Origin of the sequence: Actinobacillus genomosp. 2 (assembly GCF_029773605.1) — a bacterium.
In the GTDB taxonomy this organism is placed as follows: Bacteria; Pseudomonadota; Gammaproteobacteria; order Enterobacterales; family Pasteurellaceae; genus Actinobacillus.
This window is the reverse complement of record NZ_CP103807.1, coordinates 1,184,933-1,208,002: the sequence shown is the minus strand read 5'-3', so window position 1 is coordinate 1,208,002 and position 23,070 is coordinate 1,184,933. Positions and strand designations below refer to the sequence as shown.

At 39.8% G+C, this 23,070-nt stretch carries 26 protein-coding genes and 2 tRNA genes; 18 read left to right on the top strand and 10 right to left on the bottom strand.

All coding sequences use genetic code 11. The annotated features are described in order from the left end of the window. Positions 1-9: 9 nt before the first annotated feature. The 4 genes from NYR60_RS05930 to coaBC all read right to left on the bottom strand — a co-directional run bounded on the left by NYR60_RS05930 (position 10) and on the right by coaBC (position 2,612). Positions 10-228: a YheU family protein gene (locus NYR60_RS05930; RefSeq protein WP_279445310.1), complete on the bottom strand. Its 219-nt coding sequence runs from the start codon at positions 226-228 to the stop codon at positions 10-12. A 5-nt stretch (positions 229-233) separates the two neighbouring features. Beyond that, the gene (gene slmA, locus NYR60_RS05925) at positions 234-842 is read right to left on the bottom strand and encodes a nucleoid occlusion factor SlmA (RefSeq protein ID WP_279466091.1); all 609 of its coding nucleotides are present in this window, start codon (positions 840-842) and stop codon (positions 234-236) included. A 100-nt stretch (positions 843-942) separates the two neighbouring features. Then, positions 943-1,398 (bottom strand): dUTP diphosphatase, encoded by a 456-nt coding sequence (dut, locus tag NYR60_RS05920; RefSeq protein ID WP_279466089.1) that lies wholly within the window; start codon positions 1,396-1,398, stop codon positions 943-945. Positions 1,399-1,406: 8 nt separating this feature from the next. Then, the gene (gene coaBC / locus NYR60_RS05915) at positions 1,407-2,612 is read right to left on the bottom strand and encodes a bifunctional phosphopantothenoylcysteine decarboxylase/phosphopantothenate--cysteine ligase CoaBC (protein WP_279466087.1); all 1,206 of its coding nucleotides are present in this window, start codon (positions 2,610-2,612) and stop codon (positions 1,407-1,409) included. Between the two features lie 195 nt (positions 2,613-2,807). Between coaBC and radC the strand changes: the two genes are divergently transcribed. The 5 genes from radC (at position 2,808) to ddc (ending at position 7,464) form a co-directional block, all read left to right on the top strand. Continuing rightward, on the top strand, positions 2,808-3,482 hold the full coding sequence (gene radC / locus NYR60_RS05910) for a RadC family protein (protein ID WP_279466085.1): 675 nt from the start codon (positions 2,808-2,810) through the stop codon (positions 3,480-3,482). 155 nt (positions 3,483-3,637) lie between these two features. Further along, complete coding sequence (rpmB, locus tag NYR60_RS05905; protein WP_005599762.1) at positions 3,638-3,874, top strand: 50S ribosomal protein L28; 237 nt, start codon at positions 3,638-3,640, stop codon at positions 3,872-3,874. A gap of 11 nt (positions 3,875-3,885) precedes the next feature. Beyond that, the gene (gene rpmG, locus NYR60_RS05900) at positions 3,886-4,056 is read left to right on the top strand and encodes a 50S ribosomal protein L33 (RefSeq protein ID WP_005624479.1); all 171 of its coding nucleotides are present in this window, start codon (positions 3,886-3,888) and stop codon (positions 4,054-4,056) included. 371 nt (positions 4,057-4,427) lie between these two features. Next, positions 4,428-5,792, top strand: a complete 1,365-nt coding sequence (locus tag NYR60_RS05895) for a diaminobutyrate--2-oxoglutarate transaminase (RefSeq protein ID WP_279466083.1) — start codon at positions 4,428-4,430, stop codon at positions 5,790-5,792. 136 nt (positions 5,793-5,928) lie between these two features. Continuing rightward, positions 5,929-7,464 (top strand): L-2,4-diaminobutyrate decarboxylase, encoded by a 1,536-nt coding sequence (gene ddc / locus NYR60_RS05890; protein WP_279466082.1) that lies wholly within the window; start codon positions 5,929-5,931, stop codon positions 7,462-7,464. A gap of 64 nt (positions 7,465-7,528) precedes the next feature. On the opposite strand, the gene yedF is transcribed toward ddc, so the two are convergent. Beyond that, positions 7,529-7,798 (bottom strand): sulfurtransferase-like selenium metabolism protein YedF, encoded by a 270-nt coding sequence (gene yedF, locus NYR60_RS05885; protein WP_279445299.1) that lies wholly within the window; start codon positions 7,796-7,798, stop codon positions 7,529-7,531. Positions 7,799-7,815: 17 nt separating this feature from the next. After that, the gene (gene yedE, locus NYR60_RS05880; protein ID WP_279466081.1) at positions 7,816-9,036 is read right to left on the bottom strand and encodes a selenium metabolism membrane protein YedE/FdhT; all 1,221 of its coding nucleotides are present in this window, start codon (positions 9,034-9,036) and stop codon (positions 7,816-7,818) included. Positions 9,037-9,326: 290 nt separating this feature from the next. Between yedE and NYR60_RS05875 the strand changes: the two genes are divergently transcribed. The 5 genes from NYR60_RS05875 to NYR60_RS05855 all read left to right on the top strand — a co-directional run bounded on the left by NYR60_RS05875 (position 9,327) and on the right by NYR60_RS05855 (position 11,886). Beyond that, the gene (locus NYR60_RS05875) at positions 9,327-9,659 is read left to right on the top strand and encodes a DUF413 domain-containing protein (RefSeq protein ID WP_279466080.1); all 333 of its coding nucleotides are present in this window, start codon (positions 9,327-9,329) and stop codon (positions 9,657-9,659) included. A 155-nt stretch (positions 9,660-9,814) separates the two neighbouring features. Continuing rightward, positions 9,815-10,921 (top strand): tRNA (uridine(54)-C5)-methyltransferase TrmA, encoded by a 1,107-nt coding sequence (trmA, locus tag NYR60_RS05870; protein WP_279467969.1) that lies wholly within the window; start codon positions 9,815-9,817, stop codon positions 10,919-10,921. Positions 10,922-11,026: 105 nt separating this feature from the next. After that, a tRNA-Ser gene (locus NYR60_RS05865) sits at positions 11,027-11,116 on the top strand. Between the two features lie 83 nt (positions 11,117-11,199). After that, positions 11,200-11,289, top strand: a tRNA-Ser gene (locus NYR60_RS05860). Positions 11,290-11,379: 90 nt separating this feature from the next. Then, positions 11,380-11,886, top strand: a complete 507-nt coding sequence (locus NYR60_RS05855) for a hypothetical protein (protein ID WP_279466078.1) — start codon at positions 11,380-11,382, stop codon at positions 11,884-11,886. Positions 11,887-12,275: 389 nt separating this feature from the next. On the opposite strand, the gene corA is transcribed toward NYR60_RS05855, so the two are convergent. Continuing rightward, a complete protein-coding gene (gene corA, locus NYR60_RS05850) occupies positions 12,276-13,229 on the bottom strand; it encodes a magnesium/cobalt transporter CorA (RefSeq protein WP_279466076.1) in 954 nt (317 codons plus the stop codon). Positions 13,230-13,529: 300 nt separating this feature from the next. Here corA and ubiE point away from each other — a divergent pair, with 300 nt between their 5' ends. The 8 genes from ubiE to NYR60_RS05810 all read left to right on the top strand — a co-directional run bounded on the left by ubiE (position 13,530) and on the right by NYR60_RS05810 (position 19,771). Beyond that, a complete protein-coding gene (gene ubiE, locus NYR60_RS05845; RefSeq protein ID WP_279466075.1) occupies positions 13,530-14,297 on the top strand; it encodes a bifunctional demethylmenaquinone methyltransferase/2-methoxy-6-polyprenyl-1,4-benzoquinol methylase UbiE in 768 nt (255 codons plus the stop codon). 35 nt (positions 14,298-14,332) lie between these two features. After that, entirely contained in the window at positions 14,333-14,965 is a 633-nt protein-coding gene (locus tag NYR60_RS05840) for a ubiquinone biosynthesis accessory factor UbiJ (protein WP_279466073.1), read from the top strand. Next, a complete protein-coding gene (gene ubiB / locus NYR60_RS05835) occupies positions 14,962-16,593 on the top strand; it encodes a ubiquinone biosynthesis regulatory protein kinase UbiB (protein ID WP_279466072.1) in 1,632 nt (543 codons plus the stop codon). Before NYR60_RS05840 ends, ubiB begins: the two co-directional genes overlap by 4 nt. Before the next feature lie 101 nt (positions 16,594-16,694). Beyond that, a complete protein-coding gene (tatA, locus tag NYR60_RS05830; RefSeq protein ID WP_279466070.1) occupies positions 16,695-16,919 on the top strand; it encodes a Sec-independent protein translocase subunit TatA in 225 nt (74 codons plus the stop codon). A gap of 3 nt (positions 16,920-16,922) precedes the next feature. Next, positions 16,923-17,507 carry a Sec-independent protein translocase protein TatB gene (gene tatB, locus NYR60_RS05825; protein WP_279466069.1) on the top strand — a complete coding sequence of 195 codons (585 nt, stop codon included), beginning with the start codon at positions 16,923-16,925 and terminating at the stop codon, positions 17,505-17,507. Further along, positions 17,497-18,243: a twin-arginine translocase subunit TatC gene (tatC, locus tag NYR60_RS05820; protein WP_279466068.1), complete on the top strand. Its 747-nt coding sequence runs from the start codon at positions 17,497-17,499 to the stop codon at positions 18,241-18,243. The genes tatB and tatC overlap by 11 nt, the downstream gene beginning before the upstream one ends. A gap of 60 nt (positions 18,244-18,303) precedes the next feature. Further along, positions 18,304-19,323 (top strand): porphobilinogen synthase, encoded by a 1,020-nt coding sequence (gene hemB / locus NYR60_RS05815; protein WP_279466067.1) that lies wholly within the window; start codon positions 18,304-18,306, stop codon positions 19,321-19,323. A gap of 85 nt (positions 19,324-19,408) precedes the next feature. Further along, complete coding sequence (locus NYR60_RS05810; RefSeq protein ID WP_279466065.1) at positions 19,409-19,771, top strand: DUF4870 family protein; 363 nt, start codon at positions 19,409-19,411, stop codon at positions 19,769-19,771. A 52-nt stretch (positions 19,772-19,823) separates the two neighbouring features. On the opposite strand, the gene mutM is transcribed toward NYR60_RS05810, so the two are convergent. From mutM to fabG, 3 genes are all read right to left on the bottom strand, one after another. Further along, positions 19,824-20,645, bottom strand: a complete 822-nt coding sequence (mutM, locus tag NYR60_RS05805; protein WP_279466063.1) for a bifunctional DNA-formamidopyrimidine glycosylase/DNA-(apurinic or apyrimidinic site) lyase — start codon at positions 20,643-20,645, stop codon at positions 19,824-19,826. A gap of 60 nt (positions 20,646-20,705) precedes the next feature. Then, positions 20,706-21,992, bottom strand: coding sequence for a branched-chain amino acid transport system II carrier protein (gene brnQ, locus NYR60_RS05800; RefSeq protein WP_279466062.1), 1,287 nt, complete (start codon positions 21,990-21,992; stop codon positions 20,706-20,708). Between the two features lie 269 nt (positions 21,993-22,261). After that, positions 22,262-22,987 (bottom strand): 3-oxoacyl-ACP reductase FabG, encoded by a 726-nt coding sequence (fabG, locus tag NYR60_RS05795; protein WP_279466061.1) that lies wholly within the window; start codon positions 22,985-22,987, stop codon positions 22,262-22,264. Between the last annotated feature and the right edge of the window lie 83 nt (positions 22,988-23,070).

The following is a 23,070-nucleotide window of genomic DNA, read 5'->3' as shown; positions in this document are numbered from 1 at the left end:
GAGTATGAATTAGCCTAAGAAAGATTTTTTATCTTTAATATCAAGGCTTTGGTGAAGTTCAGACCACACAATCACGACTTTATCCGCCTTTAATTGAGCGAATAAACGTTCACGTTTTTCCTCTAAAGACAGCTCTCTTTCTCCGTAATCGGTGCCTTCTCGTAAAATAAATGAGTCTAAAACATTATTTAATGTTTCAGGCTCAAGCTCTTGCCATGGAATAATCATAAAATTTACTCAAATAACGGCTTAATTAATGCCCATTGTTTTTCAAAATGTTGGTGTTGGTTATAACTGAAATTAGAACGTACTAAGCGTAAAAATTGACCTTCACAAAAATTAACCAAATAACCAGCTAACGCACGTTCATCTTCAAAGGATTTACCTTCACGCAATTTACTCATTTGTAAAATATTGGCGAATTGAAATTCTAAGCCGTCAAAAAATTTGGCAACGCGTGTTTTTAATTGATCGTCTTCAAACATAAGTGCATGACCAGTCAGAATACGAGTTACGCCCGGATTTTTGCGAGCAAATTCGATTACGGTATAGAGAATGGCTTTCACTGCTAATGCAGTCGAATTTTCTTTGCGTTTGCTGGCATTAATATAACTGATTAGCGTTTGTTCGATACGTTCAATTAACGCCTCAAACATTTTAGTTTTGCTTGGGAAATAGCGATATAACGCCCCTTCTGATACGCCTACTGCTTTGGCTAAACGTTCGGTGGTTACTCGCTGCATACCGTCTTCGGAATTTAATAACCCAATCAGCACTTCGAGAACTTGTTGCTGGCGTTCTTTTACCGATTTTTTAGGCATCTTCACTGTTGGTTGTGTCATAAATTTCTCTTGTTAGTCATCTGCTCATCATTAAAAGAAACGGTAAGCGGTCATTTTTACAAACTTTTTTACAAATTCGACCGCTTGTTTGGGTATCGAATTACTGTTTACCCGAATGACCGAAACCACCTTCGCCACGTTCGGTTTGTGCAAAATCGTTTACGATATTGAAGCTGGCTTGAACCACCGGTACAAAAACTAACTGAGCAATACGGTCGCCGACTTCAACGGTAAAAGGCTTATCGCTACGGTTCCACAATGACACCATTAATGGGCCTTGATAATCGCTGTCAATTAAACCGACTAAATTGCCTAACACGATGCCGTTTTTATGCCCTAAACCTGAACGAGGTAAAATTACCGCAGCTAAATTCGGATCCGCGATATAAATGGAAATACCGGTTGGAATTAAGACGGTTTGACCGGGTTCTACGGTTAAAGCACTTTCTGTTAATGCTCGTAAATCTAAACCAGCCGAACCTTCGGTGGCGTAAGCCGGTAAGGGAAATTCGTTGCCGATACGGCTATCTAAAATTTTTAAATCGATTTGTTTCATTTATGTTCCTATTTGTCGTGTTTAAATTGCTCAATAATCTCGTGAACTAAGGCTTCCGCCAGTTTGCTTTTATCTGCAAGCGGTAAGATTTTCTCCCCGTTTTGCCAAAACAGGTGGAGCGAATTTTGATCTTGCCCGAATACTTGTCCGCCGGATACGTCATTGGCACAGATTAAATCTAAGTTCTTGCGTTTAAGTTTATCTTTAGCGTAGTTCGCTACATCTTGCGTTTCCGCTGCAAAACCCACGGTAAACGGGCGATTTTCGGTTAAATTTGCCACATTGGCGATAATGTCCGGATTTTTTACTAATTTAAGAATTAGTTCGTCATTATCAGTGGTTTTTTTGATTTTTTGCGGGGCGATTTCCGCCATTCGATAATCGGCAACCGCAGCACATCCGATAAAAATTGCTGATTTTTGGGCAAATTTGACCGCTTGTTGTTCCATTTCTAGTGCCGATTCCACATCGATTCGAGCGACATTTACCGGTGTGGCAAGATTGACTGGACCGGCAATCAAATTCACGTTTGCACCACGTTTGGCAAATGCTTCAGCAATCGCAAAGCCCATTTTACCGGAGCTATGATTGCTGATATAACGCACTGGATCGATCGCTTCACGGGTTGGGCCAGCGGTAATGGTCACGCTAAGATCTTTCAGATCTTGTGTATGGTTAAAGTGATCGTATACTGCTTGGAGGATCTCGCTCGGTTCAGACATTCTGCCTGCTCCAACATCACCACAAGCTTGGAAGCCGCTATTTGGACCGATCATCTGTACACCACGATTGGCTAATACGGCTAAATTTTCTTGCGTAACCGTTTGTTTGAACATTTGTTGGTTCATTGCCGGTGCAAGAAAAATCGGACTGGCGGTTGCTAAACAGAGGGTTGAGAGTAAGTCATTTGCCATACCAGCACGTAAACGTGCGATAAAATCGGCAGATGCCGGTGCAATCACCACGATATCCGCCCATTTTGCTAATTCAATATGACCCATCGCTAATTCCGCTTGCGGATCTAATAAGGAATTGGAAACGGCATTGGCTGAAATCGCTTGTAGGGTAAGTGGAGTCACAAATGCTTCGGCAGCCGGCGTTAAAACGACTCGTACATCGGCATTGGCTTTTTTGAAAAGACGAATTAATTCAATCGTTTTATAAGCGGCAATACCGCCGGTAATACCGACTAAAATTTTCTTATTATGCAGCATAGCTATTCCTTTTAATCTCTAATTCATTTCTCTGCTTTGCAAAGAAAATCACTAGTATCATTCTACCTGAATAAGCACTCACTCACAATAAAGTGATTTTTGCGATCCATATCGAAAAAATAGCATTACCTTTTTGCTTCAATAAGTTTGCTTATTTATGCTTCGGGGTTATTTCAGTGAACTTGAGTAAAAATAATGAATGATAACGAATTAATGCCAAGGGAAAAGCTATTGGCTTATGGTGTGGAATCTTTAACCGATTATGAATTATTAGCCATTTTTTTGCGTACCGGTATTAAAGGGATGCCGGTGATGCAGTTATCTGAAGCGGTGCTAAAACACTTTGGTTCGTTAAGGGGATTGTTGAGTGCGGATTTGAAGGCATTCTGTCAAATTAAAGGATTAGGCAAAACGCAATTTATTCAATTACAGGCTTCTAAAGAAATGACCAAGCGTTATTTGGCACAACAAATGCAAGTCAGAGAAAATATTAGTGAACCTCATTTAGCGGTAATGTGTTTTCAGAGTGAGCTAGAATCGGAAGAGCGAGAAGTATTTATGGTAATGTTCTTAGATAATCAAAACCGTCTAATTAAAAAAGAAAAAATGTTTTACGGTACGATTAATCAGGCAACGATACATCCTAGAGAAATTATTAAAGAGGCATTAAAATGTAATGCGGCGGCAATTATTGTCGCCCATAATCATCCTTCGGGGAATTGTACGCCTTCGGAATCGGACAGAGCATTAACTAGAAAGATTGAAATGGCGTGTGATTTGGTTGAAATTCGTTTTGTTGATCATATTGTGGTTGGAAAAGGCAATTATTTTTCTTTTGAGGAAGAAAAGTATCGCCGAAATAATTCATAAATTGAGGCTTGAATAACGCTATTAAAGCGAGTATAATCCGTGGTCTTTAAATATGACTTTGGTCGGGCTGAGCCTGACGAGGCAATTAGATAAACTGATATGAGTCCTAATCGCCCGAACCATTTAAACATTACTTAAGTAATTGGAGAATTAAAATGTCAAGAGTTTGCCAAGTAACCGGCAAGCGTCCAGCAGTTGGTAACAACCGCTCACACGCATTAAACGCGACTCGTCGTCGTTTTTTACCTAACTTACACACTCACCGTTTCTGGGTTGAAAGTGAAAACCGTTTCGTAACTTTACGCTTAACAGCGAAAGGTATGCGTATTATCGATAAAAAAGGCATCGATGCAGTATTAGCTGAAATCCGTGCTCGTGGCGAAAAAATCTAAGGAGCTAACCAATGGCAGCTAAAGGTAATCGTGAGAAAATCAAATTAGTTTCAACTGCTGAAACTGGTCACTTCTACACAACAACTAAAAACAAACGTAATATGCCTGAAAAAATGGAAATCAAAAAATTTGATCCGGTTGTGCGTAAACACGTTGTTTATAAAGAAGCTAAAATCAAATAATTTGATTCAGTTTTTAAGAACCCGACTTTAAGTCGGGTTTTTTTATATGTAATATTAAGCAATCGTTCCGATTTTGAACTGTTAGGCTTAGATCTTGCCGTAAGCGGTAAAAATCACTTCCTTTTTTGTAAAAAAAATGTACTATTAGCCGTTCTTAAATGTAACCCTACATTTGAGCTTGTTTCCAACCTATCCCACAATTCTTTTCTTTGGGAGATATAGGGTAAAAACAAAAAAGCTGAAACGCTTTTTTTAATAAGTAGCGAGTCAAATGCCCCATGGCATCTGTTTTTTAGAATCAGAAAGCTTAGGCTTCCCGCAAGGCACCCGACTTATTTTTTTTCACCTCTTTTTAGAAGGTTTTATTTCAAATGACAATTACCACTCCTGTAAAAGCAGTTCTCGCATCAAACAAACATTTCTTAGATCGTCAAGATAAAATGGAATCAAATGTTCGTAGTTATCCTCGTAAATTACCTTTTGCTTACGCAAAAGCACAAGGTTGCTGGGTAACAGACGTTGAAGGTAATGAATACCTTGACTTCTTAGCGGGCGCAGGAACACTTGCATTAGGTCACAACCATCCGGTATTAATGCAATCAATCAAAGACGTATTAGACAGCGGTTTACCGTTACATACACTTGATTTAACCACACCACTAAAAGACGCATTCACAGAAGAATTACTTTCATTCTTCCCGAAAGATCAATATATCCTTCAATTTACCGGCCCATCAGGTGCGGATGCTAACGAAGCAGCAATCAAATTAGCCAAAACTTATACCGGTCGTGGTAATGTTATCGCATTTTCTGGTGGCTTCCACGGTATGACACATGGTGCGTTATCATTAACTGGTAACTTAAGTGCGAAAAATGCGGTACAAAACTTAATGGCGGGCGTGCAATTTATGCCGTATCCGCATGAATATCGTTGTCCGTTCGGTATCGGCGGTGAAGTCGGTGCAAAAGCGGTTGAACACTATTTTGAAAACTTTATTGAAGATGTGGAAAGCGGTGTAGTAAAACCGGCAGCAGTTATTTTAGAAGCAATTCAAGGTGAGGGCGGTGTTGTACCTGCTCCTATCAGTTTCTTACAAAAAGTACGTGAAGTAACCAAAAAACACGGCATTTTAATGATTGTGGATGAGGTTCAAGCAGGTTTTTGTCGTAGCGGTAAAATGTTCGCTTTCGAACACGCAGGCATTGAACCTGATGTTGTGGTAATGTCAAAAGCAGTTGGCGGTTCATTGCCATTAGCAGTATTAGCCATTCGTAAAGAATTTGACGCATGGCAGCCGGCAGGTCACACCGGTACTTTCCGTGGTAACCAATTAGCAATGGCAACCGGTTATGCTTCATTAAAAATTATGCGTGAAGAAAACTTAGCGAAAAATGCTCAAGAACGTGGCGAATACTTAACCAACGCATTACGTGAATTAAGCAAAGAATTTCCATGTATCGGTAATGTGCGTGGTCGTGGCTTAATGATGGGTATCGATATCGTTGATGAGCGTAAACCGCAAGATGCAACCGGTGCTTACCCACAAGACGGTGAATTAGCGGTCGCAATTCAAAAAGCGTGTTTCAACAATAAATTATTGCTAGAACGTGGTGGACGTGGTGGTAACGTAGTACGTGTGCTTTGTGCAGTAAACATCAACCAAGCGGAATGTGAAGAGTTTATCAAACGCTTCAAACAATCTGTGGCGGATGCAATTAAAGCGGTGCGTGGCTAATTCTAAACCCTACACGAGCCGTGTCGTGTAGGGGTGCTTTATCTGAGCCACGCTGTGGCTCTTTTTATATCCTAGCCCCAACGGGGCTGAGCTTAATTATAACCTAGCACGACTCGTGCTAGGTGCGAGAGAAAAAATGGCAGATATTTCAAAACACAGACAGTCGCTTTTCTGTAGTGATCCGCAATCAATCGCGGATTATGAAAATGCGATGAATAATGCGGTGCAAGCGGTCAGTGCTTGGTTAAAAAATGATAAAATGTACACTGGTGGTTCAATCAAGCAAATGCGTGCTTTGATTGACGGTTTTAATCCGTCAAAAGAAGGTGTAGGCGTACAACAATCGCTTGAGCACTTAGTGGAAATTTTCTTAAAACCAAGCCTTAAAGTTCATCACCCTCACTCGCTTGCACATTTACATTGCCCGACAATGGTAACCAGCCAAATTGCGGAAGTGTTAATTAATGCGACCAACCAATCAATGGACTCTTGGGATCAAAGCCCAGCAGGTTCGATTATGGAAGAACATTTAATTGATTGGTTACGTCAAAAAGTTGGCTATGGTGCCGGTACTTCAGGCGTGTTTACTTCAGGCGGTACGCAATCAAACTTAATGGGCGTATTGCTCGCTCGTGACTGGGCGATTGCGAAAAACTGGAAAAACGAAGACGGTTCGGAATGGTCTGTGCAACGTGACGGTATTCCGGCAGATGCAATGAAAAATGTGAAAGTGGTTTGCTCGGAAAATGCTCACTTCTCAGTACAAAAAAATATGGCAATGATGGGAATGGGTTTCCAATCTGTTGTGACCGTACCGTGCAATGAAAACGCTCAAATGGACGTTGTAGCATTAGAGAAAACATTGGCGGGTTTGACCGCACAGGGCAAAATTGTTGCTTGTGTAGTAGCAACTGCCGGTACGACTGACGCTGGTGCAATCGATCCTTTAAAAGAAATTCGTGCCATCACCAATAAATTCGGTGCATGGTTACACGTAGATGCGGCTTGGGGCGGTGCGTTATTACTTTCTAAAGATTTCCGTCATTTCTTAGACGGTATTGAGGAAACTGATTCAATCACCTTAGATTTCCACAAACACTTCTTCCAAAGTATTTCGTGTGGTGCGTTCTTATTAAAAGATCAGGCAAACTATCGTTTTATCGACTATAAAGCGGATTATCTTAATTCAGAATATGACGAGGCACACGGTGTACCGAACTTAGTGGCGAAATCATTACAAACCACTCGTCGTTTTGACGCATTAAAATTATGGTTTACGGTAGAAGCGTTAGGTGAAGATTTATATGCTTCAATGATTGATCACGGTGTGAACTTAACGAAAGAAGTGGAAGGCTATATTAACGCAACTGACGGCTTAGAAATGTTAGTGCCAAGCCAATTCGCTTCGGTGTTATTCCGTGTCGTACCGCAAGGCTATCCGGCAGAATTTATCGATACCTTAAACCAAAACGTAGCGGACGAGCTTTTCGCACGTGGCGAAGCGAATATCGGCGTAACTAAAGTGGGAGACAAACAATCACTTAAGATGACCACGTTAAGCCCGATCGCAACATTGGAAAATGTGAAAGCATTATTAGCACAAGTATTAGCGGAAGCGGATCGTATCAAAGATTCGATTGTAAACGGTACTTATGTGCCACCGATTGATTAGTTGGTAAAACTTTAGTGAAAAAGACCGCTTCATTACAAGCGGTCTTTTTTATGATTTTTATTCGCTATTTTTGAATTAAATAGCGTAAGGTTGGACCGTCTTGCTCAACGCTTAGTAAGGTATAGCCGTGATTTTTCATATCAACCGGAATATTGTTGATAGATTGTGCACAATCGCTTAATACTTCTAAGATCTCGCCGTCTTGTAGCGTTGGTAACGTTTCTAAAGTGGCGATAGCCGGATACGGACAAGGTTCGCCTAGCATATCTAATGTGTAATCCGGTGTGATTTCGCTCGGGTGTTTGTCTTTTTGTTCAATAACGATAAAAGCCATAGTGTGTTTCCTTTTGGTTAGTTAATAGTATAGGTATTGGTTGCTGCTATTCTTGCTTTCGCTTTGCTGATAAAGCGTTTTTCCCACCATACGATAAAGATAAGACAAGCAATCATTAATGCGTAATTAATCAATAAACCGCTAATCGGGCCGAATGATTTTAAGAGGTTAATTTTTTCATAATCTAGGGCAAGCACCAGGGCTAAATCGTCCCAGAGATAAGCAAGTAGCGTTGAACCGGCAATATTCCCAACGCCGACCCACATAAAATGCACTTGACCTTCCATTGCACGGTACATCCAACCAGTTTCACAACCGCCGGCTAATACGATACCAAAGCCGAATAATAAACCGCCGAGAATAGCGTTTGGACCAGCCCACATAATCTTCGGATTCATGCCTAATTGAATGTAACTAAATACGCAAATTGTGCCGATTAACATTCCGTAAATGATCGCTTTGCCCATATGTGAACGACCTGAAACCCATAAATCTCGGAATGCAGATGTAAAGCAAATTTGTGCTCGCTCGATCAATAAACCAAAGCCTAGTCCGAATAACATTGCAAAACCTAATTTTATTGAATATTGCAATATATAGATGGAAGCCATTGCCCAAGCAATAAAGACTATCATCCCAATCCAAAAGCGGATGTTTGCGTGCTTAGGATTACTAGCTTTGACTTTACCTGAGCCTTTTTTCAGTTTAAGTGGCGGTCGGAACATTGGTAACAACGTAAATTTTACCCCTGCGTAAGTCCCGATAGCAGTAGCGATAGTAAAATACCAAGCGTGCATAGAAAATTGCGGAATACCGGTAAAGAGAGAGGCAAGATTACAGCCCATCGCTAGACGAGCTCCAAAGCCGGCTAAAGCTCCGCCGATTAATGCCTGAAAAATCCGGATTTTATTTTGCGGCATCCGAATTTTCATATTATTCGCCCACAATGCGGCGGCAATACAGCCGGTGAACATACCGAGAATCATTAAGCCGTCAATTCGAGTGAAAATTGTTCCGTCCAGTCCGATTAGGTTAAAGTATCCCCAACCTGAAATATCAACACCGAATATCTGTAAGATTTCTCCTCCCCAACGGGTAAATTCACCAGTGACCGCCCAATAAGTACCGGTTAAGCCAAAATAATAGGCAGAGAGAATACCGGCTGCGATAACGGCTGGAATTGGATTCCAAAATTTAATCAGATAAGTTTGTTTGAATTGTTGCCAGATTTCTAACATAAGTCCTTAAATCCTTAAGAGAAGTTAAAAATGACAAGCAAGGTATAACGATGAAAAAATAGAATTGAATACAATTAGATTTGTTCATTTCCTATACACAAAACTTGCGATATATCGAATGAATGTCTGAATAGACTTAATTTATTCTAAAGATTAATCTGATTTCGTCAATCCTTATAAATCACATAATCTAAACTATTTTTTCTTGACTTATTTTGAATAATTGATTTAATGGTAGGTCGATTTTTTCTTTCCAAATTCAGCAATAAATTTTAAATAAGAGGCATATTATGGCAGAGAGTTTTAGCGTTACGCGTCGTTTCTTTGATGATAAAAATTATCCGCGTGGTTTTGCACGTCATGGTGATTACACTATTCGTGAGGCACAAACTTTAGAGCAATTCGGTCAAGCGTGTTTAGCGTTAGAATCAGGCGAACGTAGTCCGGTAACGGCAGAAGAAGAACGTTTTGTTGCTGTAATGAAAGGCGATGAAATTGCTGAAAGCATTATTGAAAAATCATGGTCAAAATATCGCTCATTAACCAGTAAAACCAAACGTATTTATACGCTTTCAGGTAATGCGGGTAATGATGCCGGTGATGATTTCAGTGCAGCTGAATAATCAGTATTTCTGAGTATTTACCGTTTTAAATATGCCACGGAATACGCTGAAAACACGTAAGTGTTGGTCGGGGTATTTTGTGGTTTATTTTTTTATACTATTTTGATTTTTAAAATTGCCGTATTTTGAGGCAGTAATACAGACAGTAAAAAATGATGAATCTTCCTATTGAGCAATATGCTGATCTTCTTGCAAAAAAAGCAGAAAATTTGACCGCTTTACTTGCACCTTTTAATCCGCCCGAACTTGAAGTGTTTGCGTCTGAAACCAGCCATTTCCGTATGCGTGCAGAGTTTCGTGTGTGGCACGACACTAATGCAGCCGGAGAAAATGAGCTGTATCACATTATGTTCGATCAGGAAACTAAGCAGCGTTATCGAGTCGATCAATTTTCAATTGCTAATCAACTGATCAATAAGATGATGAGCTGCTTGCTCGCTGAAATTAAGGGCCGTGAATTACTCACGCGTAAATTATTCCAAGTGGATTATCTTAGCACGTTAAGCGGTGAAATTGCGGTTTCAATGCTTTACCACAAAAAGTTGACGGAAGAATGGCAAGCGGAAGCTGTAGCATTAAAAACACGTTTGGAAAATCACGGTTTTAACGTGCAAATTATCGGACGAGCGACTAAACAGAAGATCGCTTTAGATCGTGATTATGTTGAAGAAGTATTGCCGGTGGACGGGCGTAATTTAATTTATCGCCAAGTCGAAAATAGCTTTACTCAACCGAATGCGAAAATGAATATCAAAATGTTGGAATGGGCAAGAAGCTGTACCAAAAATAGTAGCGGTGATTTATTAGAGCTTTATTGCGGTAACGGAAATTTCTCGATTGCATTAGCGGAGAACTTCCGCCAAGTGCTAGCCACAGAGATCTCAAAATCTTCGGTTCATTCTGCACAATATAATATCGAACAGAATCAGATCGATAATTTGCAGATTATTCGAATGTCAGCGGAAGAATTTACTCAAGCGATGAACGGTGTGCGTGAATTTAATCGCTTAAAAGGGATTGATTTGAAAGCGTATAATTGCAATACGATTTTTGTTGATCCACCACGAGCTGGTTTAGATCAAGATACTCTAAATATGGTGCAGGCTTACGAGCGAATTTTATATATTTCGTGTAATCCTCATACGTTAGCAGAGAATTTACAACAATTAACCCAAACGCATCGTATTGAGCGTGCGGCACTGTTTGATCAGTTCCCTTATACTCATCACGTAGAAAGTGGCGTGTGGTTGATTAGGAAGTAAGCATAAATAGTCGGTTATGCTGAAAAAAAAATCATTTAGCGATTTTTGTCGATTTTTCTCTTGACCGACATCTTTAAAACTTATATTATTCCGCTCGTTTTCAACGGAGGAATGGTCGAGTGGTTGAAGGCACCGGTCTTGAAAACCGGCGAGGGTTTACGCCCTCCGTGAGTTCGAATCTCACTTCCTCCGCCATCAAATTTACAACTTGTTGATTCGATAAATCAGCAAGTTTTTTTCTCTCAAAGAGAATACAATTTAGAATATGTTTTCAATCCGGAGGAATGGTCGAGTGGTTGAAGGCACCGGTCTTGAAAACCGGCGAGGGTTTACGCCCTCCGTGAGTTCGAATCTCACTTCCTCCGCCATTTATTCAAAACCGCTTGTAATGAAAATTACAAGCGGTTTTCTTTTATAAGAATCTGTGTAGAATATCAGGGATAATAGAGGAGATAAGTATGAAAAATGTTGCGTTATCTATGTCAAATGCACTTACTGCTATTTATCCGCCATTTGAATTCATTGATAAAAAATCAGTAACAAAAGAACAAATTTTGTTCTTAAATTTTCGTATTTCAATGATTAATCAATTATTGGTTACTTGTCTTGAAGCAATTGATCAAAATCCTAGTTTTTGGACTGACATTAATTTAACAGATTTCAAAAAATATCTTACTCAGAATAAAGCTGTTATTTTTGATACCCAAGATTATTTTAATGATGGTTCTCAAACAATGGCAATATTAGATAATATGAAATCTAATATTCGGAAAATTGAAGAGAAGATGGCAAAAGCGACATCATTCAATTTTGATTTGAATCGAATGGAAGAGCGTTTGGATGATATTTTTCACGAATTACCTAATGAAGTAACCAATGTTGGTGAATTTAGAGCTTGGTTAAAAGGTATCGGGAATGGTAAAGTTTTATTCGGTTCTAAAATTGCCGGTGAGAAAACGACTTAATCAAGATTTGGCAATTTAAAGAATATGTTGAAGCTTATGGTTTAGACAATTTACCCGGTCGAAATAAATGTTCCGATAATGTTCCAACAGATGATCCGAATTGGTCAATAAAAGTTGCTAAGGCTCAGCAATATCATTTATGGCATTATCATATTGGCATCCCTGAATATGACGTAAGTTTAGGTTTTGGAAATTATACTTCTGAATATATTTTGCACTATATAAAAGGTGATACTTTTATTAAAGTAGTTGATTTTTCAGCTCATCCTCCATTTAAATTACCATCAGATATTTATTTAAGAGATTAAATTGAAGAGAGCATAGTAGACAAAAAGAGCATTTATATATAACAAAAAAGCACAGAACGTACATTCTGTGCTTTCGCATTTTTATAGCCAACCTTTACGTTTAAAGTAGATATATGGTGTGGCGGCGGCACAAATCATTAAGCCGATTGCCATCGGATAGCCGTATTTAAAATGTAATTCCGGCATAAATTCAAAGTTCATTCCGTAAGTCGAAGCAACCAGCGTTGCTGGTAGGAACATCACCGATACGACCGAGAAAAACTTCATAATTTTATTCTGCTCAATATTGATATAACCCATTGCCGCTTGCATCAAGAAGTTCACTTTTTGGAACAACGATTCATTATGCGGTTGGAGTGATTCAATATCTCGCATAATGTCACGAGCTTGTTCAAGCTGATTGTTCGGTAAGCGAGTTTTACGTAATAAGAAACTTAACGCACGTTGCGTATCCATCAGACATAAACGCACTTTTGAGCTGGCATCTTCCAATTCGGTTAAATCCGAAAGTGCATCGTCAAAATTTTCACTTTCTTGCTTACCGTTTAAGATTACACGGCTTAAGGTTTCTAAATCCGCATAAATTGTTTCGATCACGTCTGCAAGCTGCTCGATTTTGGTTTCAAATAAGTCGAGCAGTAATTCGTACGCATTGCTATCAATTAATTTTTCACGGCGAGAACGCATTCGATATAAACGGAATGCAGGTAAATCACGTTCACGTAGAGTAAATAAACGCCCGTCACGAATAGTAAATGCAACGGTGGCAATATCGGCGTAATCGTCATCATCTAAACAATAGAAAAAAGAGTGAAGGTGTAAGCCGTCTTCGTCTTCAAAGAAGCGAGCAGAAGCCTCTAAGTCTTCCAATTCGTGTTCTTCTGCAAGGGTTTGGTCTAAACCACGCTGTAATACGCTACGTTCGTCATCACTTGGATCGATCAAATCAACCCAAATCGCATCATTTAGCTGATCGGTAGCGGTTTCGTCAACGCTAATAAGACGTGCGTTATCTAAGGCAAATGCACGGATCATTTTATTCTCCAATGGTTAGGAGGTAATGAACAAAAAGGAACAAAAAAGATACTAGGCGAGAGTTACCGACTTGTCGGCAACCAGAGGGTTTGGACAAGTGGGTTAGAAATCTGATAAGTATCGACTGTGACTGTCCAAAATTGTAATCCTCAAATAAAAATAGTGTGCGAATGGTACAGATTAACCGCTTTCTAGTCAAGCAAGCGGTCATTTACTTGCTTGATTTTGCAAAATTTTAAGGAAAAATGACCGCTTTTTTGCTATCGTTAGCACTCCGAAATAATCGATGAGAATTTGACAATGACTGATTTACAACACACGACTGAAAACGAAACAACGCATTTTGGTTTTAAAACCGTTGCCAAAGAAGAAAAACAGCAACTAGTTGCTAATGTATTCCACAGCGTTGCTGGCAAATACGACTTAATGAATGATTTGCTTTCGTTTGGTATCCATCGTGTTTGGAAGCGTTTTACCATTGATTGCAGTGGCGTGCGTAAAGGGCAAAAAGTGTTGGATCTTGCCGGTGGAACCGGTGATTTTACTGCAAAATTTTCGCGTATTGTTGGAGAAAGCGGCGAGGTTGTGTTAGCTGATATTAATAGCTCTATGTTAGAAGTCGGCCGTGAAAAATTGCGTAATTTAGGTGTGGTCGGCAATGTGAATTACGTGCAAGCAAATGCAGAATGTCTGCCGTTTGCGGATAATACCTTTGATTGCGTGGTAATCAGTTTCGGTTTGCGTAATGTGACCGATAAAGACAAAGCGCTACGTTCGATGTTTCGTGTGTTGAAGCCAGGTGGCCGTTTATTAGTATTAGAATTCTCGAAACCGATTATTGACCCAATTAGCCAGTTATATAATTTCTATTCTTTTAATATTTTGCCGAAAGTGGGTGAAGTGGTAGTCAACGATGCGGAGAGCTATCGTTATCTTGCCGAATCGATTCGTATGCACCCGAAACAAGATGAATTAAAAGCGATGATGGAAAATGCCGGTTTTGAAAGCGTAAATTATTACAACTTAAGTGCTGGTATTGTAGCGTTACATCGAGGATATAAGTTTTAATTTATCTTTTTGAATTGGAATCCAAGGAATACGTTATGTTATCTCAACTTAAACAGCAGCTTATGTTGCCACAGTTTGCGTTCGGTGCGATAGAAACCGCTTTTAATGCCTTGCTGCAGCGTTCGCCGCATGTATTACCGACATTACGTAAGTTAGTAGGTAAGTGCTTACATATTGAATTAACCTCACCGACAATCAATTTTTATCTAATCTTTAGCGAAACTCGTGCGGAATGGCTATCGGCTTACGAAGGCGAAGCGGATTGCCACGTACAGCTTTCGTTTGAAACCTTGCCGAAACTTGCCGATAAAGCCAAATTAACCGAGCTGATTAATAACAAATCATTGGTACTGAACGGCGATATTCAGGTGTTACAACATTTCACCGTATTGTTAGATGAATTGGAAAAAGATCCTGCCGAACTGTTGTCGCCTTTTGTTGGCGATGTAATTGCTCAGACTTCAACTGATTTTGCCAAAAAATTATTTAACAAACTCAAAGGACAAATTGAGCAGAATCATCAGCATCTCGCAGAGAATTTAATGAATGAACGTCCGGTATTGGTACATCGCTTACAAGCGGTTAATTTTTACGATCAAGTGGCAGAACTTGAGCAGCAAGCGGTCGAATTTGAACGAAAATTTGCAAAATTTGAGAATAAATTATGACCTTTAAAAATACTCGCCGCCTTTATCAAATTATCACGACATTTCTACGTTACGGTATTGATGAAATCATTCCTGATATTCCGCTTACCCGCCACGCTCGTTTAGGACGTAAGGCTCTGTTTTGGGTGCGAAATCAACACAAAGATCAGCCGTTCGGTGTGCGTTTACGTTTAGCTTTGCAAGAGTTGGGGCCTGTGTGGATTAAACTCGGACAAATGCTTTCAACTCGCCGTGATTTATTTGAGACGGAATTAGCGGATCAGCTGGCGTTATTGCAGGATTCGGTTGAACCGTTTGACGGCAAATTAGCTCGCCAAATTATTGAACAAGCCTTAGGCGGAAGCCTTGAAACTTGGTTTGATGAATTTGATGAGCAGGCACTTGCCTCCGCTTCGATTGCACAGGTTCACACGGCAAAATTTAATCAAAATCAACCGCTTGCCGGCAAAGATGTGGTGCTTAAAGTGATTCGTCCGGATATTGAACCGCTTATCAAGGCGGATATTGCGTTGATGTATCGTCTAGCAAGTTGGATTCCTCGTCTATCGAATGATGCGAAGCGTTTACGTGCGACTGAAGTGGTGCGTGAATACGAAAAAACGCTACTCGATGAGCTGGATTTGACCCGAGAAATGGCAAATGCGATTCGCTTACGTAATAACTTTGAAAACAGTGAAATGTTGTATGTGCCGGAAATGTATCAGGATTTTTGCTATAAAAACGTGATTGTGATGGAACGTATTTATGGTATTCCGGTGTCGGATGTCGAAACACTCAAAGCCAACGGCACGGATATGAAATTATTGGCGGAACGTGGGGTGCAAGTGTTCTTTACTCAAGTGTTTCGTGACAGTTTTTTCCACGCAGATATGCACGCCGGTAATATTTTCGTTAATCCTGAACACCCGGAAAATCCGCAATATATCGGGATTGACTGCGGTATTGTCGGTACGCTGAACCAAAATGATAAACGCTATTTAGCGGAAAGTTTTGTTGCCTTTTTTAATCGGGATTATCGCCGTGTGGCATTAATGCACGTGGAATCAGGCTGGACACCGGCGGATACCGATATTGATGCGTTTGAACAGGCTTTTCGTGAGGTGTGTGAGCCGATTTTTGCCAAACCTCTATCGGAAATTTCTTTTGGGCACGTGTTACTGAATCTATTTAATGTGGCACGTGAATTTAATATGGAAGTACAGCCACAATTAGTATTGTTACAAAAGACATTGCTGTATATTGAAGGTTTAGGCAGACAGGTTTATCCGCAGCTAGATTTGTGGCAAACCGCAAAACCGTTTTTACAAAATTGGCTGAATGAGCAAGTCGGTGTGAAAGCGATTTTACGAGATTTAAAACAACGTGTGCCACAATTTAGAGAACATTTTGCCGAATTTCCGGAAGCGGTATTTAATGCTTTACAGCAACAGAAGCAGATTAATTTCCGTTTAGACGAGTTAAATAAAACGCTACAAACACAAGGACAGCAGAAAACTCGCAATATGCAGAGTATTGTGAGCGGTATGATTATTCTCGGTGTGTTATGGCGATTTGACAGTTTACCGTTATGGGTAAATATTAGTTTATTATCCGTGGCATTATTGTCTTTGCTTCTTCAAAGAAAATAGGACAAGTCGGGATTTCGGTTACTTTTGTTTGGAAACGCAAAGCAAAGTAACATATAATACAAACAATTTTTCTTAAACTTAAAACAAAAAGAGGAACCTTTATGGGTGGTATCAGCATTTGGCAATTACTTATTATTGTAGCAATTATCGTTTTATTATTTGGTACAAAAAAATTACGTACCTTAGGTACGGATTTAGGGGAATCTGTCAAAGGTTTTAAAAAAGCAATGGCAGAGGAGAAACCACAAGATGCAAGTTTTGAGAAAGTAGAAGCAAAAGAAGCTGCAGCTACCGAACAAAAAGCAAAAGAAAAAGAGCAGGCATAGATTGTGTTTGATATAGGTTTTTCTGAATTAGTACTGATTTTCGTTGTGGGGCTGGTTGTACTGGGTCCACAACGTTTACCCGTTGCTATTCGTACCGTAATGGGCTGGGTTCGTACAATTCGTGGATTAGCCGCAAACGTGCAGAATGAATTAGCACAAGAACTCAAATTACAAGAGCTTCAAGAAAGCATTAAAAAAGCGGAAGCATTAAATTTAAGTTCACTTTCACCTGAATTAAGTAAAACGGTGGAAGATTTAAAACAATCCGCACAACAAATGCAGGCTGATTTGGCATCGGCAAAAGGTGAAATTACCAAACTGACAGATGAGCAGGTGGCTGAAATTCAAGCGAAAATAGAGCAAGAAGAACAGCAAATTGCCGTGTCGGAATCACAAAAGAATCTGGAAAATCAACCGCTTGCTGATAATGAATCTGCTAAGGATAAAGTGGAATTATCTCCCGCTGAAATTGCAGAACAGGCTGAATTGGACGAATCGCAGTTTGCCGCTTATTATCCGCCTGACGATGATTTAGCAAACCCAACCTCATCAGGAACAACACAACAGGATAAACAGAATGTCAGTTGAACAATCCCAACCTCTGATTAGTCACCTTGTTGAATTAAGAAATCGCTTGCTGCGTAGCTTTATTTGTGTGCTTGTGGTTTTTTGTGCCTTAGTTTATTGGGCGAATGATATTTATACTTTGCTCGCTACGCCGTTGACCGAAAATTTACCGGTCGGTGCGACCATGATTGCAACTAACGTTGCTACACCATTTTTTACTCCGATTAAGTTGACGGGGGTCGTGGCGGTATTTTTATCGGTTCCCTTTATTCTTTATCAAATTTGGGCATTCGTGGCTCCTGCATTATATAAGCACGAGAAGCGATTAATTTACCCATTATTGGTTTCAAGTACATTATTATTCTATTTAGGCGTGGCATTTGCTTACTATGTCGTGTTTCCATTGGTATTCGGTTTCTTGACTAGTACCGCACCGGAAGGGGTAACAATGGCAACCGATATTAGTAGCTATTTGGATTTCGTACTGACTATTTTCTTAGCATTTGGTATTTGTTTTGAAGTACCGGTAGCCATCATTTTATTATGTTGGTCTGGTGTAACATCTGCTGATGATTTACGAGAAAAACGCCCTTATATTATTGTGGCTGCATTTGTGATCGGTATGCTATTAACACCACCGGATATTTTTTCTCAGACGCTTTTAGCGATTCCGATGTGTTTGCTATTTGAAGTCGGGTTGTTCTTCTCGAAGTTCTATAAACCGAGAGATGAGCAAGAGGAAACGGCAGCCAATTAATCGAAACCCGCTCATAAGCGGGTTATTTTTTACTAAAATTTGCAAAATTAGGAAGGCATTATGACCCAATATCTTAACACTTCATTCCCCACTCGCCGTATGCGTCGTTTACGTAAACACGATTTTAGCCGACGTTTGGTCGCGGAAAATCAATTAACCGCTGCAGATTTGATCTATCCGGTTTTTGTGATTGAGGGCGAAAACCAACGTGTCAATGTACCGTCAATGCCGGGTGTTGAACGTTTGACGATTGATCAACTTTTAATTGAAGCGGGCGAATTAGTTAAATACGGCGTACCTGCGATTGCTCTTTTCCCTGTCGTTGGCGAGTCGAAGAAATCGTTAATGGCGGAAGAAGCCTATAATCCGGAAGGTTTGGCACAACGTGCGGTACGTGCATTAAAAGCAGCTTATCCGGAATTAGGTGTAATGACTGATGTGGCGTTAGATCCGTTCACCACACACGGTCAGGACGGTATTATTGATGCAGAAGGCTATGTATTAAATGACATTACAACCGAAGTTTTGGTAAAACAAGCGGTATCTCACGCAGAAGCCGGTGCGGATATTGTTGCACCAAGCGATATGATGGACGGTCGTATCGGTAAAATTCGTGAAGCACTTGAAGCGAAAGGCTTAATCAATACGCAAATTATGGCGTATTCGGCTAAATATGCGTCAAATTATTATGGTCCGTTCCGTGATGCGGTCGGCTCGGCTGGTAATTTAAAAGGCGGTAATAAATTTACTTATCAGGTTGATCCTGCGAATGCGAATGAAGGTTTACACGAAGTGGCAATGGATATTCAAGAAGGGGCGGATATGGTGATGGTAAAACCGGGTATGCCTTATTTGGATATGGTATGGCGTGTAAAAGAAACTTTCGGCGTACCGACATTTGCTTACCAAGTATCAGGTGAATATGCAATGCATATGGCAGCAATTCAAAACGGTTGGTTAAAAGAACGTGAATGTGTAATGGAGGGGTTACTCTGTTTCAAACGAGCGGGAGCGGACGGTATTTTAACTTATTTCGCTAAAACGGTAGCGAAGTGGTTATATGAAGATAATCGTAAATAACGATAATGTTTAAATGTAAGCGGTTAGATTTGAGGAATTTTTTGTAAATACTTCAGTCTAACCGTTACTTTTTTAGGAGGTATAAATGAACGATCCTTTTTCTCTTCAACCGTCTGACGATTCACAACGTAAGATGATGTATATCACTTACGGTTTATTCGGCTTAGGAATTATTTTTGGTGGTCTACCGGCGATTGCCGGTGTGATAATGGCTTATATTAAACGTGAAGATATGCAAGGCACAGCATATTATGATCATATGCGTTTTCTCATTCGTACGTTTTGGGGAACATTAGCTGGCTTTGTTTTGGGAATGATACTTTCGTTTATCGGCATTGGTATTTTGGTGATTTGGGCGGTAAGTATTTGGTATGTGTTCCGAGTGATTTACGGTGCGATAAAATTATTGGATAACAAATCGGTGACACCAACCGGCTGGTTTATGTAGTAAGTTGCAAAAAGGCGGTCAAATTTGACCGCTTTTTCACACTTGTAATGAGCTAGAGAGGCAGTTTTTGGCAATGAGGGCAGAAATAACTATTACGTTGCCCGATCACTTTTGCTTCAATCATTGTTCCACAGTCATTACAGGCTTCGCCTTTGCGACCGTAAACTTGTAATACTTGAGCAAAATAACCCGGTTTTCCATCAGGTTGAATAAAATCTTTAAGCGTTGTTCCACCCTGAATAATCGCTTTAGTTAATACATCTTTAATCACTTTAACTAAGCGTTCGCATTGTTGCTTAGTCAGGTTTTGCGTTGCAAGTTCCGGATGAATCCCAGCCATAAACAGAGATTCGCAAGCATAGATATTCCCCACACCCACCACAATATCGTTATTCATAATAAAGTTTTTGACTGCCACGGTTTTGTTACGGCTTCGAGTAAATAAATACTCGGCTGTAAATGCTTCAGAGAGCGGTTCCGGTCCTAAACGAGTAATCAGCTCGTGTTGTTCCGCATTGTGCATCCATAGCCAACAACCGAATTTACGTGGGTCGTTATAACGAAGCACAGTACCATCTCGGGTAATAAGATCAACATGATCGTGTTTGCCGGCAGCTTGTTGACTTTCTTGTAAAATACCGAGTGAACCGGACATTCCTAGGTGAATCAGAATATCGCCGTTTGTCGTATGTAAGATTAAATATTTGGCACGGCGAGAGAGCGAAATGATTTTTTCGCCTTGCATTTGTTGTAATTCATCTGAAATTGCCCAACGTAATTTATTAGTTCGTACGATAATCTGTTTAATGGTTTTGCCGTGTAGATAAGGTTCTACACCTCGTAAGCTGGTTTCCACTTCTGGTAATTCGGGCATATCTTTTCTCCAAGATTTGAGATAAATAAAGGGCAAGGATAACCTTGCCCGAGAATTATTTTATTTTACGCTAACAAAGCGGTTACAGACTAGCCCAATCATTAAACCGCCGAGTGCAAATGGTAGCCATTCCATTGAATAGGCTTTTAACGGTAAATTATCAACTAAGCTGACACCTGCGACTGATAAAATAGAAACGATCGTGACTAGAATTAGTGAAATACGTAATGCTAATAACGGTAATTGAATAAATAAATTTAATAGCAATAAAAAGATTATCGACATTGCAATCGGATAAAGTACCAATAATACCGGGATAGATTTACTGATTACCTCACTTAATCCTTGGTTTGCTAAACCGAAGCCGATTAAGGTACAAATAATGGCATAGGTTTTATAAGAAATTTTCGGGAAAATCTCATTAAAATATTCACTTACTGACACAATCAGACCGATCGCAGTCGTTAAGCAAGCTAACGAAACGATCACACCTAATACGGTACGACCGAAATCGCCAAATGCTTGAGCTGCCGCCACATTTAGAATATAAGTACCTAAATCTTGTTTTTTAGCAGTTAAATCTGCTAATACTTCCGCAGAAATTGGTAATTTATTGCCAATCCAACCGATAGATAAATAGATTAACGCTAATAAAACCGCTGCTATGACGCCTGCCATCGCAGTTTGTTTGCTCAGAGCTTTTTCGTCAGTAAAGCCTTTATTTTTAATTGCGTTGATTACGATTACTGAGAATGCAACAGAAGCCAAAGCGTCCATTGTGTTATAACCGGCAAGGATTCCATCTACAATCGGCGCTTCCATCACATTAGTGCTTGACGGATTATCAGCAAGTAACACGATACCGCTGATGACAAGTGCAAGAATCGAAATTAACAGTAAAGGCGTTAGAATCGAGCCGATTCTTTCCACCATTTTTGATGGATTTAAACCAAGCCAAATGGCTAACGAAAAATAAACCGATGTGAAAATCAGCAATGAAATCGGTGTCTGTTCGCCTAAAAACGGTAAAACAGCCATTTCATAAGCAGTAGCCGCAGTACGAGGAATAGCAAAGAAAGGCCCGATAGTTAAGTAAATCGCGACTAAAAAGAGCAGTGAAAACCATGGGTGGATACGATGTAAAGCTGCTTTATAACCGCCTTTATAAGAGGCACTTACAATAATACCGAGTAACGGTAGACCTACACCGGTAACCACAAATCCGATTGTTGCAGCCCAGAAATCCGCACCGCTTTCAAATCCTAATTTTGGCGGAAAAATTAAATTGCCCGCTCCAAAGAAAATGGCAAACAGCATAAAGCCGACCACAAAAGTATTTTTAGACATAATGAAACACACAATAATAGTTAAATATAAAAAATAAACCTCGCAACAGCGAGGAACATAGATTACCTAAACAGCTCGGTAAAGAAACAGCCAAATTTACAAGAAATTTATAAACTTTAACCGCTTATTGCTATACATATCATTATTTAGTGAATAATTCAATGAAGTTTACCAATGAGAGTCGGTTCTATCATGATTTCTGCTCAGAAAATAAAAAACCGAACTTTGTTGTTTGCAAAGTTCGGTTAAAAACAGACCGCTTATTTCGGTTAGTTCATATATAAACCACCGTTTACATGGATAGTTTCGCCAGTAATGTATTTTGCATCATCACTTGCTAAGAATGCGACTGCTTTCGCAATATCTTGTGCTGAACCTAATTGACCAGCCGGAATTTGACTTAAGATTGCTTGTTTTTGATCTTCGTTTAATTCGTCTGTCATATCGGTTGCGATAAAGCCCGGAGCAACCACGTTTACCGTAATGCCACGAGAAGCGACTTCTTTCGCTAATGATTTAGAAAAACCGACTAAACCGGCTTTTGCTGCACAGTAGTTGGTTTGACCCGGGTTACCCATTGAGCCAACAACTGAACCGATAGTAATGATTCGTCCACCTTTTTTCATCATTGGACGTAATACCGCTTTAGATAAACGATATACGGAAGTTAAGTTGGTTTGAATAATGTCAAACCAGTCGTCTTCTTTCATACGCATTAATAAGCCGTCACGTGTGATACCAGCGTTGTTTACTAAGATATCAATATCGCCGAAATCCGCTTTAATTTGTGCTAAAACGGCTTCAATAGATTCTGCATCTGTTACGTTTAACACTAAACCTTTACCTTTGTCACCTAAGTATGCAGAAATACTTTCCGCACCTTTTTCTGATGTTGCCGTACCAATCACGGTTGCACCTTTTGCAGCTAATTCTTCAGCGATAGCTTTACCAATACCACGAGTTGCCCCCGTTACTAATGCGATTTTACCTTGCATTTTGTTCTCCTATAAAAAGTTCCCCTCTTTAGTAAGGAGGGGGAGGGGAGATAAGTGTTATGTTAAAGATCCTAAAAATCTCC